The following is a 13,803-nucleotide window of genomic DNA, read 5'->3' on the forward strand; positions in this document are numbered from 1 at the left end:
CTGCCCCGAGACTCGGGCTGGGCGACACAACTCGCGCCGATCGGCGCGAGAACGGTCGCCCAGCCCGAGTCTCGTTCTGTCGGGACCGAGTGTCAGGCCGTCAGGACGGCCCAGCCGGCGGCCGGGAGGCGCAGGGTCCCGTCGCGCAGGTCGCCCCCGCCCGCCTCCACCTGCGTCGCGTCGGCCGCGGGCACCTCCACGGGGTCCTGGGCCAGGTTCAGCGCGGTCACCACCGCCGCGTCCGCTGTCGCGGTCCGCAGCACGACCGCGGTGTTCGTCAGGTGCACGACGTCGGTGTGCGCCCGGTGCAGCCAGGGGTGCCGACGCCGGAGGGCGACGAGCGCCTGGTACGTGCGGGTCAGGTCGGTCGCCGCCGGCGGGACCTCCGGGAGCGCCGGGCGCACCGCGTCGTCGCCGCCCTCGCGCTCCTCCTTCATCCCGGTCCAGCCGTACTCGTCGCCGGCGTACACCACGGGGGTGCCGGCGACGGTGAAGAGCACGGCCGCGGCGTGCCCGGCGAACCGCTCCCCCACCGCGCTCGCGATCCGGGTGACGTCGTGGTTGCCGACGAAGGTGGTCGGGACGAGCGTCTCGAGCAGGGCGTCGTGCCGTTCGATCGCGTGCGCGAGCTCGAAGCAGTTCCGGTCCGCGATGCCGTGCCAGACGCCCTGCCACAGTTCGTACTGCGTCACCGAGTCCATCGTCGAGGCGCGGACGATCCCGGCGGTGTCGCCGTGGATGACCTCCCCGCTCGTCCACACCTCCGGGAAGCGTTCCCGCACGCGGGGCAGCACCCGCGCCCAGAACGCCGGCGGGACCGCGTAGGCCGCGTCCAGCCGCCACCCGTCGACCCCGCGGCCGAGCCAGTACGTCATCACCTCGACGACGAGGTCCTCGGCGGCCCGTCCGCCGTGGTCGAGCGTGACGAGGATGTCGTGGCCCTCGAAGTGCTCGACCGGCACCGGCCCGGCCGACTGCCACGCGCTCCGGTCCACCGCGAAGAGGTCAGCCGTGGGCGCGTCCGGCCCTTGTTCCTCGAGCGCTCGGAACGCCGGGTGCTCGCGGCCGACGTGGTTGAAGACCCCGTCGAGCACGACGCGGACGCCCCGCTCGTGTGCGGCGGCGACGAGGGCGTCGAAGTCGGCGTCGTCCCCGAGTCGCGGGTCGATCCGGAAGTGGTCCACCGTGTCGTACCCGTGGGTCGAGGCCGCGGTGACCGGCCCGAGCAGCAGCCCGTTCAGCCCGATGTCCACGACGTGGTCGAGCCACGGGACGAGCCGACCGAGGCGGTGGTCCACCGGGCGCTCGTCGACGGGGGTCGTCGGGCGGACGTCCGCGCCGACGGCTCCGAGCGGGTAGACGTGCCACCACATCGCGTGTTCGACCCACGCGGGTTCGTCGGGACGGGCAGGGGTGGCTTCCTCGGCGTTCACCGCTCCGATGCTGCCAGCCGTGCCTGGGCTGAGCGCGGGAGCGGACAGCGGGACGATGATGGACGGCATGGGACGGGCGATCAGGACCGCGGCGGACGCGTCGGCGTCGGAGGAGGCCCACGCCGAGCGCACGTGCGCGTCCTGCGGTCGGCGGATGCCGTCGTCGGCCGGCCCCGAGGCGAAGTGGTGCTCGGCCGCGTGTCGGAAGCACGGCCTCGACGACACCGACCACGCGCTCGAACGACGCATCGACGAGCTGCTCGCCGCGCGTGCACGGACGGCGAGCATCTGCCCGTCCGAGGTCGCCCGGTCGATCGCCCCCGACGACTGGCGGCCGCTCATGGAGCCGGCTCGCCGCGCCGCACGTCGGATGGTCGCCCGCGGCGAGGTCGAGATCACGCAGCACGGCAGCGTCGTGGACCCGTCGACCGCCAAGGGCCCGATCCGCATCCGACGCCCTCGGTAGGGAACACCTGTCGCCCTCGTGCGTTGCACCAGGCGATGACGATCTCCACCGAACCGACCTCAGCCCGACCCAGCGCCCTCGTCGTGGGGGCCAGCGGCATCACCGGCTCCGCACTCGTCGACCACCTGCTGCGCCTCGACTGGGACGTGACCGCGCTGTCCCGCAGGCCCCTCGCCCGCGACGGTGTCCGCTCGGTGTCCGCCGACCTGCGGGACCCGGAGTCGCTCCGGATCGCGCTGACCGACGAGCGGCCGACGCACGTGTTCTTCACCGCGTGGCAGCGGCAGGACACCGAGGCGGAGAACATCCGCGTGAACGGCGGCATGGTCCGCGACCTGCTCGCCGCCCTCGCGCACGCGCCGCTCGCACACGTCGCCCTGGTCACCGGTCTGAAGCACTACCTCGGGCCGTTCGAGGCCTACGCCGCCGGCGAGATGCCGGACACGCCCTTCCACGAGGAGGAGCCGCGTCTGGACACCCCGAACTTCTACTACGCCCAGGAGGACGAGCTGTTCGCCGCCGCCGAGCGGCAGGGCTTCACCTGGTCGGTGCACCGCTCGCACACGGTCATCGGACACGCGGTCGGCAACGCGATGAACATGGGCCTGACCCTCGCGGTGCAGGCGACCCTCGCGAAGGAGCTCGACCTCGACTTCGTCTTCCCGGGCAGCGAGGCGCAGTGGAACGGCCTCACCGACATGACCGACGCCGGCCTCCTCGCCGAGCACATGGTCTGGGCGGCGACGAACCCCGAGGGCGCCGACGAGCCGTTCAACGTCGTGAACGGCGACGTCTTCCGCTGGCGGTGGATGTGGCCGCGACTCGCCGCGCACCTCGGCGTCGACCCCTCGCGGGTCGTGGGGTTCGCGGAGCGTGCACGGCCGCTCGAGGAACAGATGGCCCCGCACGAGTCCGCGTGGGCGGCCATCGCTGAGCGGCACGGCCTCGCAGAGTCGGACATCGGCCGGCTCGCCTCCTGGTGGCACACCGACGCCGACCTCGGCCGTGGGATGGAGGTCGTCACCGACATGGGGAAGAGCCGCGACGCCGGCTTCACCGGGTACCGACGCACCGAGCACGCCTTCGCCGAACTGTTCGACCGCTACCGGGCCGACCGACTGGTCCCCTGACCGCCGCCGCGCGTCCTGTCCATCCTGTCCCCCTCCCCAGGTCTGCCGGGGTACAGGAACCTCCGCTCGTCCCGTGAGCGGTGCGCTCCCGCCTGGTTCAGTCGGGAGCACAGGCGCCGGGGACCCTCGGCGGACCCCGGACGAGAGGAAGACACCATGTCGCTCGCAGACAAGGCCAAGGACGTCACGCAGAAGGTCGTCGGCAAGGTCGAGGAGGCCGTCGGCAAGCACACCGACGACGCCGAGCTCACGCACCAGGGCCAGAAGGACCAGGTCATGGGCGAGGGCCGTCTCGACAAGGAGAAGGCCAAGGACGCGTTCGACGGCAAGTGAGCCTCGCGCTCTGACGCCCGTACCGCTCGAGCGGTGCGGGCGTTCGTCGTTCCGCGGGTGTCCGTCGGCCCGCGGGCGTCCGCCGGGTCGTCAGGGCGTTCGTCTGCTCCGCGTCAGAACGCGTAGCGGATGGTGCACGACGGCAGGTGCTCGGCGACGAGCTCCCGGAAACGCTCCACCAGCTGCCCCTTCATGCCGGACCGGTAGCGGACGTTCACGGCGCCGTTCTGCGACACCTTCTGCTCCTGCAGGTCCGGGCGCCACAGCAGGTCCTCGGCCCTGGGGTGCCAGCCGAGGTTCACCTGGTGCAGGGGCTCGTTGTGGGTGAGGAAGATCACCTCGGCCGCGAGCTGTGCCTTGGCCGCGGGCGAGAGCACGTCGTCCACCTGTCGCAGGAGCTCCGCCCAGTCGGACTCCCACGTCGGGGTGAGGATCACCGGCGAGAAGTTGAGGTGCACCTCGTACCCGGCGTCGACGAAGTCGTTGACCGCCGCGATCCGCTCGGCGATCGGCGAGGTGCGGATGTCGGTGACCTTCGCGGTCTCGTGCGGCATGAGCGAGAAGCGGACGCGGGTGCGCCCCATCGGGTCCCAGTCGAGCAGGTCGCGGTTGACGTACTTCGTCGCGAAGGACGCCTTGGCCGTCGGGCTCATCCGGAACAGGTCGCAGAGATCGCGCACGTTGTCGCTGATCATCGCGTCCACCGAGCAGTCGCTGTTCTCGCCGATGTCGTACACCCACGACTCCGGGTCACACTGGTTCGGCTCGGTCTTCGGCCCCTGCTTCGCGATGTTCCGCGCCACGTGCTTCGTGATCTGCTCGATGTTCGCGAACACCGTCACCGGGTTCGAGTACCCCTTGCGCCGGGGCACGTAGCAGTACGCGCACGCCATCGCGCAGCCGTTCGCCGTCGACGGAGCGATGAAGTCGGCGGAGCGTCCGTTCGGCCGGGTGACGAGCGACTTCTTCACGCCCAGCACCAGGGCCTCGGTCTTGATCCGGACCCAGCGCTGCACGTTGCGTTCGTCGCCGTGCACCTCGGGGATGTTCCAGTGCGAGGCGACCGGCACGATCTCGGCGTCCGGCCAGCGGCCGACGACCTCCTGCCCACGGGGCAGTTCGAGGGCCGCGGCCTCGGCGTAGATGCGGCGGACGTCGAGCATCGGACGGGTGCGCGCTTCGGTCATCGGGTCCTGTCTACCGCCGACCACCGACGGTGCAGACTCGGGGCATGACCGCCGAGCCCGACGACCACTTCTTCGTCGTGGACGGACGCCGGTGGCGGCGCACCGACCCCGCGCTGCCGGAGGACCTCGCCGCCGCCCTGCGCTCGCACCTCGGCCGCGGCCGGAACGGCGTCCGGCAGGCGAAGCGCGCCGGCGACGAGGACGCCCTCGCCACCGCTCGGCACCGAAACGGCCTGGCGAAGCACGGGCTCGGGGAGCGCGGCCCGGAGTGGTGGAACCGTCCGGAGGCCGACCGCATCGCCGACGCCCGCCGTGCCCTGGCCGACCTCGACGCCCTCGACGGATCGCCGTGATCGTCGTCCGTCCACCAGGGTGGGAGCGCGTCACGAACGCCGTCGTGCTCGGGCCGCTCATGCTCGGCACGGGTCTCGCCCTGCTGAGCGTCGTGTTCATGCCCGGTTCGTCCGCACGCGTGTTCGTCGCGGTCCTCGGCACGTGCTTCGTCGCCCTCGGGATCGTCCTTGCCGTCCGGGTACGGCGCGTGGCCGTGCGGCTGAGCGACGACGAGCTGCACTACGACGGCTTCCTCGTCTCATGGCGTGCTCCCCGCGCGGGGATCACCACCGTCCTCGACGACGGCTTCGTCGAGTGGCGGGACGCCGACGGACGCGGACACCGACGGCAGATCTGGCTCCTGACCCAGGCGTGGGAGGACGACGGCACGAGGTTCGCTCCGCTGTGGCGCTGGCGACGCGAGGGCCTGCTCCGGGTACGCGCCTGGGCCGGTGCCCGCGCTGTCTGATCCTTCCCAGGACGCCCGCGATGGGAAGCGAGAACGGGCGTACCTGGTCGGAAGTCCCGACCAGGTACGCCCGTCCTCGCCAGGGACGCCCGGGAACGCCAGGCGCCCGAGCACGCGCCTCGGCGCGCTACGCCTCGGTGTGGCCGAGGTCGGGCTCGACGAGCAGGCACACCGTGCGCGACGCCGAGGCGTGCAGCTCGAACACGACGACCTCGTTCCGCCCGGCCCGGAGCACGGGGCCCGGCACGGCGAGGGTCTGCTGCGGCCCGCGCGACCAGTACCGCCCGAGGCAGAAGCCGTTCACCCAGGCGACGCCCTTCCGGAAGCCGTCGAGCGACAGGTACCGGTCCCCCGGCACGTCGAGGTCGAACGACCCCGCGGCGACCACGGGCCCGGCCAGGACGTCACCGCCGGTGGGTTCGAGCGCGCCCAGCACGGCGAGCGCCGCGGGGGCGATCGGGTCGAGGGCGAGCGGTGACGCGGTCCACCGGGCGAGCGGCACCCCGTCGACGGCCACGCCACCGATCAGGCCCTTCGGCTCGCCGATGCGGGGACCGTAGTCGACCCGGCCCTGGTCCTCGACGAGGAGCTCCAGCGTGCCGGTCACCGGCGGGAGCGCGATCGCCCGGTCGTGGTGCTCGCGCTCCAGGACGCCGACCACGACGCCGTCCACCGACACGACCGCGCGGTCACGGACCTCGGTGCCGACGGTCAGGACGCCACCGGCGGGGAGCTCGACCTCGGTCCGGTACAGCACGAAGCCGCTGGCCGCGCCGAGGGCGTCGAACGTCGGTGGCTCGTCGTGCGACGACCAGTCCGTGAGCGCGGGCAGCAGGGACCGCAGCGAGGCGACCCGGTCGAGGCGGACGGCGACGTCCGTGGCGGGCGCGGGGCGTGCCTCCAGACCGACAGCGTCGACAGCGTGCGCGTCCAGGCGACCCGACCCACCCGGCTGCATCGACGGGGGCAGGGCCGGGACGGGCGCGTAGCGCTCGATCACCGCGCGGAACGCGTGGAACTTCGCGGTGGGACGACCGGCCTCGTCGAGCGGGGCGTCGTAGTCGTACGACGTCGCGATCGGCCGGTACACGCCCTTGTCGTTCGCGCCGTTCGTGAAGCCGAAGTTCGTGCCGCCGTGGAACATGTAGATGTTCACCGAGCCGCCGGCGGCGAGCAGGTCGTCGAGGTCGGCCGCCGAGGCGGAGGCGGGCGTGGTGTGGTGGTGCTCGCCCCAGCTGTCGAACCAGCCGTCCCAGAACTCGGAGCACATCAGCGGCCCGGTGGGCTGGGCCTGGCGCAGCCGTGCGAGGCGCTCCGTGGACCGCGAGCCGAACGACCCGGTCTTGTGGAGCGACGGCAGCGACCCGTCCTCGAGCATGGTGCCCATCGGCTGGTCGACGCTCGTGAAGGGCACGGTGAGCCCGACGTCGCGGTGCATCTGCTCGAGCTCTCGCAGGTACGACGCGTCCGAGCCGTACGCCCCGTACTCGTTCTCGACCTGCACGAGCACGATCGGCCCGCCCTGGTCGATCTGGCGGGGCACCAGCACCGGCGCGAGCTGCTCGAGGTAGTCGCGCACGGCGGCGAGGAACCCCGGCTCGTTCCGGCGGACCCCGACGGTGCTGTCGGTGAAGAGCCAGTAGGGCAGGCCGCCGTTCGTCCACTCGGCGCAGATGTAGGGGCCGGGTCGGACGATGGCGTGCATGCCCTCCTCGGCGACGAGGTCGAGGAAGCGGCCGAGGTCGAGCCCGCCGTCGAAGCTGAAGGAAGAAGGGTTCGGCGCGTGGGCGTTCCACGCGACGTAGGTCTCGATCGTGTTCAGGCCCATGAGCTTGGCCTTGCGGATACGGTCCCGCCAGAGGTCGGGGTGCACGCGGAAGTAGTGGATCGCGCCGGACAGGATCCGGTGCGGCTCGCCGTCGAGCAGGAAGTCGGTGTCGCCGATGGCGAAGCGCATGGGCTGGAGCCTTTCCGGGGGTCGGGGCCGTGCGGAAGATCCGCACGGCCCCGAGGTTGACGAGTCGGGCGACTACTTCGAGGTGACCTTGAAGCCCTGGTCGTTGCCGTACTGCACGAGGGCCTTCTGCCACGCCTCGAGACCGCTCTCGAGCGAGGTGCCGTTCTGGTACGACTGGCCGACGGTGTCCGCGTAGACGCTGTTCGCGTAGACCTGGTACGGCAGGTAGGTGAAGTCGTTGGCCGAGGTCTTCGACGCGTCGACGAGCACCTTGTTGATCTCCTGGCCGCCGAAGTACTCCGGCTTCTCCTGCAGGAACGACGCGGAGTCGAGGTCGGCAGTGGTCGACGGGAAGCCACCGGACTGCATGAAGACCTTCGTCGACTCGGACGACGAGTTGAGCCACTTGAGGAAGCCCGCGGCGAGTGCCGGGTTCTTCGACTGCTTCATGACGACCTGCGAGCTGCCGCCGTTGCTGGCCGTCTGGGCCTGGCCGCCGTCGTAGGTCGGCATCGGGGCGACGCGCCAGTCACCCTTGGCGTCCGGGACGCTGGCCATCAGGTTGCCGGGCATCCAGGCACCGGTGACCATCGTGGCGATCTGGCCGTTGCCGAGCTGCTTGTACCAGTCGTCGGTCCAGCCGGTGGTCTTCGACAGCAGGCCCTGCTCGACGAGCTGGTCCCAGGTCTTGGTCCACTTCTCGGTGCCCTCGTCGGCGAGGTTGATGGTGACCTTGTCGCCGTCGGTCTTGAACGGCGTGCCGCCGGCCTGGGCGATCATGCTCGTGGTGAAGCCGGCGTCGCCGGAGTCCGCCGCGATGTACTTCGACGGGTCGGCGGTGTGCAGCTTCTTGGCTGCCGCGACGTACTCGTCCCACGTCTTCGGGACGGCGATGCCGTACTGGTCGAAGACCTTCTTGTTGTAGAACAGCGCCATGGGGCCGGAGTCCTGCGGGAGGCCGTAGACCTTGCCGTCCATCGCGACGTTGCTCCAGGTGCCCTTCGAGAACTTGCTCTCGAGGTCACCGAAGCCGTACGACGACAGGTCGACGAGGGAGTCGGACAGCGCGAACTGCGGCAGGGCGTAGTACTCGACCTGGGCGACGTCGGGGGCGCCCGAACCGGCCTTGATCGTGTTCTGGAGCTTCGTGTACTGGTCGGCGCCGGTGCCGGCGTTGACGAGCTTGACCTTCACCTTCGGGTACTGCTTCTCGAAGGCCGCGATCTGGTCCTTCGCGGACGGGGTCCAGGACCAGTAGGTCAGCGTGCCGCCGTCCTTGAGCGCCTTGTCGATGTCGTCGGACGAGCCGCCGGAGGACGAGCCGCCGGAGGCACAGGCCGCGAGGGCGATGGCGGCGGTGACGCCGATGGCGAGGGCGCTGAGCCCGCGCCGGAGACGCTTGTTCATGGGGTTGCCTTCCACTTCTTCGTGATTGGGGACGTGCGGTGGTGCTGCTGCGGGTCGGACGGGAGGCGCTCCGGCGGGCTGCCGACGCGCCTGGCGACCGGCGGATCAGGCCTTGACGGAGCCGGCCGCGAGGCCGGACTGCCAGAAGCGCTGGAGGAAGAGGAACGCGACCACGATCGGGATGATCGTGAGGAGCGAACCCGTGACGACGAGGTTGTAGATCGGCTGCGCCCCGGAGCCGGTGGCCTGCGCGTTCCACTGGTTGAGGCCGACCGTGAGGGGGTACCACTTCGGGTCGCTCAGCATGATGAGCGGCAGGAAGTAGTTGTTCCAGGTGGCGACGACCGCGAAGAGCAGGACCGTGACGACGCCGGGGGTGAGGAGCTTCAGCGCGATGGTGAAGAAGATCCGGAACTCGCCGGCGCCGTCCATGCGGGCGGCCTCGATGAGCTCGGTCGGGATCGCGTCGATCGCGTAGGTCCAGATCAGGTACATGCCGAACGGGCTGATGAGCGACGGCAGGATGATCGCCCACGGGGTGTTCGTCAGTCCGACCTGCGAGAAGAGCAGGAACGTCGGGACGGCGAGGGCGGTGCCGGGGACGGCGATCGCGCCGAGCACGACGGCGAACACCGCGCGGCGGCCCGGGAACTGGAACTTCGCCATGCCGTAGCCGGCGACCGTGGCGAGCAGCGTCGCGCCACCGGCGCCGACCACGACGTACAGCAGCGTGTTGCCGAGCCACTGCATGAAGATGCCGTCGTTGTACGTGACGGTGTCGACGATGTTCTGCCAGAGGTTGAAGTCCCCGCCGAACCAGAGGCCGAACGTGGACAGGAGCGACGACTGCGTCTTCGTGCTGTTCACGAGCAGGTAGAACAGCGGCGCGAACGAGTAGACGACGAAGACGACCATCACGGCGGTGAGGAGGCCGGAGCGCTTCACCTTGCGTCCGTCGACCGGCTTGCCGGCGCGTCGACGGCCCAGCCGGGAGGCGCGGGTCGCCGGGTCGCGCGGGTCGCGCTGGGTGGTGGTCGCCTCGGTGACCGTGGCCGGCGCGGTCGGGCCGGCGGCGGGCTGCTGCAGGGTGCTCATCGGTTCTCCTGGCGGGTTCCGCGGACCTGGACGACGTAGGCGATCACGGCGGTGATGACGCCCATGACGATGGCGACGGTGGCGGAGTAGTTGAACTGCTGCCCGCTGAAGGACAGCGAGTAGGCGTACATGTTCGGGGTGAAGGCGCTGCCGATGACGTTCGGGGCCAGGGTCTTCAGCAGGTTCGGCTCGTTGAAGAGCTGGAAGCTGCCGATGATCGAGAAGATCGTGGCGATGACCATCGGGCCGCGGAGCGCGGGCAGCTTGATCGAGAAGACGGTGCGCAGCGGGCCGGCGCCGTCGAGCTCGGCGGCCTCGTACAGCTCGCCGGGGACGACGCGGAGGGCGGCGTAGAAGATCAGCATGTTGTAGCCGAGGAACTCCCACGTGACGACGTTGCCGATCGACGTGAGGACCCAGCTCGGGCTGAACGGCTGGAGCAGGTCGATGCCGAGCGCGCTGTTCGCGGCGCCGGTGAGGCCGAACTGGTTGCCGTAGATGAAGCCCCAGATGAGCGCCGCGACGACGCCGGGGACCGCGTAGGGCAGGAACACCGCGATGCGGAAGAACCCGGTCCCCCAGAGCCGCGCGCTGTCGAGTGCGAGGGCGGCGACGAGCGCCAGGCCGAGCATGATCGGGACCTGCACGACGAGGAAGATCGCGACGCGGCCGAAGCCCTCCCAGAACTTCGCGTCCTGGAACAGCGTCAGGTAGTTGGCGAACCACACGAACTGGTTGCCGCCGACGAGCTGGTCGCGGAACAGGCTGAGCCAGAGCGCGTACCCGATCGGCACGATGAGCATCGCGACGAGGACGACGACGAACGGACCGACGAACAGCCAGCCGGTGTACCGACCCCGGGGCTTGGGGCGGCGAGCGGTCGGCCGCGGGGCGGGGGCCGCCTCGGCCGGGCGCGCTGCGAGCGTGCTCATGTGACTCCTTCGTCATGCTGCGTTCGGGTCGTGCGCGTCGATGTTGACGTCAACATCGAACTCGGGAACCGTAGCATGGCAACGTCAACATGCGCTAGCGTTCGGGGAATCGGAGCGAAGGGGTGTCGATGACGACCGAGGTGAGCACCACCCGTCGCGCCCCGTCGATGGCGGCCGTGGCCGAGGCCGCAGGCGTCTCCATGCAGACCGTCTCCCGCGTCGCCCGGGGCTTCGACAACGTCAGCCCCGAGACGCGCGACCGCGTGCAGCGGGCGATGGACGACCTCGGCTACCGGCCGAACCGTGCCGCGCGGGCGCTGCGCTCCGGGCGCTTCCGCACCATCGGCGTGATCATGTTCACGCTCGCGTCCTTCGGCAACATGCGGACGCTCGAGGCCATCGCCGACGCAGCGGGCGCGGCCGACTTCACGATCACCCTGCTGCCGATGGCCTCGCGCACCGAGGAGGGCGTCCGCTCGGCCTTCTCGCGGCTGCACGAACAGGCCGTGGACGGCGTCGTGATCATCATCGAGTCGCACATCATCGACACCGCCGAGGTGGTCCTGCCCGACGGCGTCCCGATGGTCGTGGTCGACTCCACCGGCACGACCCAGCACCCCGCGATCGACACCGACCAGTCCGACGGCGCACGCCAGGCCACGCAGCACCTGCTCGACCTCGGGCACGACACCGTCTGGCACGTCGCCGGTCCGGTCTCGTCCTACTCCGCGGCACGGCGTCTCGCCGCGTGGCAGGCCACCTTGGAGGCCGCCGGGCGTCCGGTGCCGCCGGTGTTCCATGGCGGCTGGACCACCGAGCACGGGTACCGCGCGGGGCTCGAGATCGCCGGACGTCCCGAGATCACGGCCGTCTTCGCGGCGAACGACCAGACCGCCCTCGGCGTGCTGCGCGCAGCGCACGAGTCCGGGCGCCCGGTGCCGTCGTCGCTCAGCGTGGTGGGCTTCGACGACTCCCCCGAGTCCGACTCCTTCTGGCCGCCGCTCACGACCGTGCACCAGTCCTTCGACGAGGTCGGCAGGCGTGCGGTCGCGAACCTCCTGCGCCAGATCGACGGGCAGCCCGTGCCCGGTGGGGCCGACCTCGTGCCCGTGCGGCTCGTGGAGCGTGCCAGCACCGCGGCCCCGCCGTCCCGCTGACCTCCCCAGCCGGCAGCGCGTACCGTCCACAGGGTGCCGGTCTGCTGTCCGGCCTCGGGTGTACGCCACTTCCGTGTGTCCGGAGCGCGACCTCGGTCGCCCTCGCCTCTCCACCACGGCTGACGGATCATGAAGCACATCGTCTACGGGCTCACGGCGGTCCTCACCACCGACGAGGCGGCCGACGCCGTGCTCGACTACGCGGCAGCACTGGCGCACGCCGGGCTCGCCGACACCGTGGCGGTGCCCACGGTCGACCCGTTCGGGACTGCGACGACGACGTCATTCCTGCTCGCGCCGGCGCTCGGGATCCTGGTCGAGGACGCGCCGGACGACCCGCTCACGCCGGACACCTCCGGCTTCGTCGAGGAGATCACCTGGCGGGCGCGCGCGGTGCGGGCGACGCCGCCGAAGCACTGAGGGACACCCGGTGCACGGCGGCAGCACGGACGTCCCGGAGCAGGATGGTGGCATGACCACCTTCAGCTCCGTCACCGTGCTCGGTGCGGGTGTCCTCGGGACCCAGATCGCCCTCCAGACCGCGCGGCACGGCGTCCCCGTCGCCGTGTACGACGTCAGCGCCGACGCCGTGACGGCCGGGCGCGAGCGCCTCGCCGGGATCGTCGAGCAGTACCTCGGCGACGTCGGCGAGGGCGAGCGGCCCGACGCCGAGGCCGCCGTCGCCCGCATCGCCTTCACGAGCGACCTCGCCGAGGCCGTCGCCGCCGCCGAGCTCGTCATCGAGGCCGTGCCGGAGCGGCTCGAGCTGAAGCGCGAGGTCTACGCGCGTCTCGCCGAGGTCGCACCGACCGACACCGTCTTCGCCACGAACTCCTCCACGCTGTTGCCGAGCGCGATCGCCGACGCCACCGGACGCCCGGACCGGTTCCTCGCGCTGCACTTCGCGAACCACGTCTGGCGGCAGAACACGGCCGAGGTCATGGGGACCGAGCAGACCGACCCCGCCGTCTTCGAGCGCGTGGCGACCTTCGCCGAGGAGATCGGCATGGTCCCGATCCGCCTGCACAAGGAGCAGCCCGGGTACGTGCTGAACTCCCTGCTCGTGCCGTTCCTCGACGCAGCCGCCGGCCTGGTGCTGCGCGGGGTCGCCGACCCGGAGACGATCGACACGACGTGGCGGATCGGCACCGGCGCTCCGGTCGGTCCGTTCCAGATCTACGACGTCGTCGGTCTCCGCACCGCGCACGCCATCGCCAGCGCCTCGCCCGAGCCCGGCGCGCGGGCCTGGGCGGAGCACCTGCGCACCGAGTACCTCGACCAGGGCAAGTACGGCGTCGAGTCCGGCGAGGGCTTCTACCGGTACCGCTGACGAGGACGGCCCCGGCCGCTCCCCTAGGCTCGACCGATGGAACTCGTCGCACCGTCCCACCAGTACTTCCCGTCCTTCACCCGCGCGCTGCGGGAGTGGGACGGAGCGCACCAGGACGGCGCCGGCATCCGCGACGCGAGCGCCATCGCTGATCGCGACGGCTTCGAGCGCTGGGTCGACGAGCTCCTCGCCGAGGAGACCGTCCCCGCCAGTGCGGCCCACGTCACCTGCACGTACCGCTGGATCGTCGAGGGCGACGAGTACCTCGGCAGCATCGCGCTCCGGCACGAGCTGAACGACTGGCTCCGGTCGTACGGCGGCCACATCGGCTACGGCGTCCGACCCTCGGCCCGCGGGCGTGGGCTGGCGTCCGCGGCCCTCACGCAGATGCTCGTGGTCGCAGCCGAGCGCGGGCTGCCCGAGGTCATGCTCACGTGCGACGTCGAGAACCCGGCTTCGCGTCGCGTGATCGAACACGGCGGCGGTCGGTACGAGTCCACCGTGACCGACCCCGACGGGCACCGGCTCGAGCGCTGGTGGATCACCACGCCGACCGACCTGCGATGATTCCGCC

General features: G+C 71.3%; 15 protein-coding genes. 9 read left to right on the top strand and 6 right to left on the bottom strand.

Going from position 1 to position 13,803, the window contains the following annotated elements:
- Window positions 1–92: 92 nt before the first annotated feature.
- Window positions 93–1,373, bottom strand: a complete 1,281-nt coding sequence (locus ACY3FI_RS12290; protein ID WP_462550362.1) for an alpha-amylase family protein — start codon at window positions 1,371–1,373, stop codon at window positions 93–95.
- A gap of 127 nt (window positions 1,374–1,500) precedes the next feature.
- On the opposite strand from ACY3FI_RS12290, the gene ACY3FI_RS12295 reads away from it, so the two are divergent.
- The 3 genes from ACY3FI_RS12295 to ACY3FI_RS12305 all read left to right on the top strand — a co-directional run bounded on the left by ACY3FI_RS12295 (window position 1,501) and on the right by ACY3FI_RS12305 (window position 3,362).
- Window positions 1,501–1,899 (top strand): DUF3253 domain-containing protein, encoded by a 399-nt coding sequence (locus tag ACY3FI_RS12295; RefSeq protein WP_462547829.1) that lies wholly within the window; start codon window positions 1,501–1,503, stop codon window positions 1,897–1,899.
- Window positions 1,900–1,934: 35 nt separating this feature from the next.
- Entirely contained in the window at window positions 1,935–3,029 is a 1,095-nt protein-coding gene (locus ACY3FI_RS12300) for an SDR family oxidoreductase (protein WP_462547830.1), read from the top strand.
- A gap of 156 nt (window positions 3,030–3,185) precedes the next feature.
- The gene (locus ACY3FI_RS12305; RefSeq protein ID WP_462547831.1) at window positions 3,186–3,362 is read left to right on the top strand and encodes a CsbD family protein; all 177 of its coding nucleotides are present in this window, start codon (window positions 3,186–3,188) and stop codon (window positions 3,360–3,362) included.
- A 113-nt stretch (window positions 3,363–3,475) separates the two neighbouring features.
- Here the strand turns inward: ACY3FI_RS12305 and ACY3FI_RS12310 are convergent, their stop codons facing one another.
- Window positions 3,476–4,549, bottom strand: coding sequence for a spore photoproduct lyase family protein (locus ACY3FI_RS12310; RefSeq protein WP_462547832.1), 1,074 nt, complete (start codon window positions 4,547–4,549; stop codon window positions 3,476–3,478).
- Between the two features lie 44 nt (window positions 4,550–4,593).
- Between ACY3FI_RS12310 and ACY3FI_RS12315 the strand changes: the two genes are divergently transcribed.
- Entirely contained in the window at window positions 4,594–4,902 is a 309-nt protein-coding gene (locus ACY3FI_RS12315) for a biopolymer transporter Tol (RefSeq protein WP_462547833.1), read from the top strand.
- Window positions 4,899–5,351 (top strand): hypothetical protein, encoded by a 453-nt coding sequence (locus ACY3FI_RS12320; RefSeq protein WP_462547834.1) that lies wholly within the window; start codon window positions 4,899–4,901, stop codon window positions 5,349–5,351. Before ACY3FI_RS12315 ends, ACY3FI_RS12320 begins: the two co-directional genes overlap by 4 nt.
- 127 nt (window positions 5,352–5,478) lie before the next feature.
- On the opposite strand, the gene ACY3FI_RS12325 is transcribed toward ACY3FI_RS12320, so the two are convergent.
- The 4 genes from ACY3FI_RS12325 to ACY3FI_RS12340 form a co-directional block, all read right to left on the bottom strand.
- Window positions 5,479–7,308 (bottom strand): glycoside hydrolase family 35 protein, encoded by a 1,830-nt coding sequence (locus ACY3FI_RS12325; protein ID WP_462547835.1) that lies wholly within the window; start codon window positions 7,306–7,308, stop codon window positions 5,479–5,481.
- A gap of 72 nt (window positions 7,309–7,380) precedes the next feature.
- Complete coding sequence (locus ACY3FI_RS12330) at window positions 7,381–8,715, bottom strand: ABC transporter substrate-binding protein (protein ID WP_462547837.1); 1,335 nt, start codon at window positions 8,713–8,715, stop codon at window positions 7,381–7,383.
- 105 nt (window positions 8,716–8,820) lie between these two features.
- The gene (locus tag ACY3FI_RS12335) at window positions 8,821–9,810 is read right to left on the bottom strand and encodes a carbohydrate ABC transporter permease (protein WP_462547838.1); all 990 of its coding nucleotides are present in this window, start codon (window positions 9,808–9,810) and stop codon (window positions 8,821–8,823) included.
- A complete protein-coding gene (locus tag ACY3FI_RS12340) occupies window positions 9,807–10,742 on the bottom strand; it encodes a carbohydrate ABC transporter permease (RefSeq protein ID WP_462547840.1) in 936 nt (311 codons plus the stop codon). The genes ACY3FI_RS12335 and ACY3FI_RS12340 overlap by 4 nt, the downstream gene beginning before the upstream one ends.
- Window positions 10,743–10,870: 128 nt before the next feature.
- Between ACY3FI_RS12340 and ACY3FI_RS12345 the strand changes: the two genes are divergently transcribed.
- The 4 genes from ACY3FI_RS12345 to ACY3FI_RS12360 all read left to right on the top strand — a co-directional run bounded on the left by ACY3FI_RS12345 (window position 10,871) and on the right by ACY3FI_RS12360 (window position 13,796).
- Window positions 10,871–11,899, top strand: coding sequence for a LacI family DNA-binding transcriptional regulator (locus ACY3FI_RS12345; protein ID WP_462547841.1), 1,029 nt, complete (start codon window positions 10,871–10,873; stop codon window positions 11,897–11,899).
- 129 nt (window positions 11,900–12,028) lie between these two features.
- A complete protein-coding gene (locus tag ACY3FI_RS12350) occupies window positions 12,029–12,319 on the top strand; it encodes a hypothetical protein (RefSeq protein WP_462547843.1) in 291 nt (96 codons plus the stop codon).
- A gap of 52 nt (window positions 12,320–12,371) precedes the next feature.
- Entirely contained in the window at window positions 12,372–13,229 is an 858-nt protein-coding gene (locus ACY3FI_RS12355; RefSeq protein ID WP_462547844.1) for a 3-hydroxyacyl-CoA dehydrogenase, read from the top strand.
- Window positions 13,230–13,265: 36 nt separating this feature from the next.
- Complete coding sequence (locus ACY3FI_RS12360) at window positions 13,266–13,796, top strand: GNAT family N-acetyltransferase (protein ID WP_462547845.1); 531 nt, start codon at window positions 13,266–13,268, stop codon at window positions 13,794–13,796.
- Window positions 13,797–13,803: the final 7 nt, after the last annotated feature.

It is taken from the genome of Curtobacterium sp. RM9 (assembly GCF_054956955.1).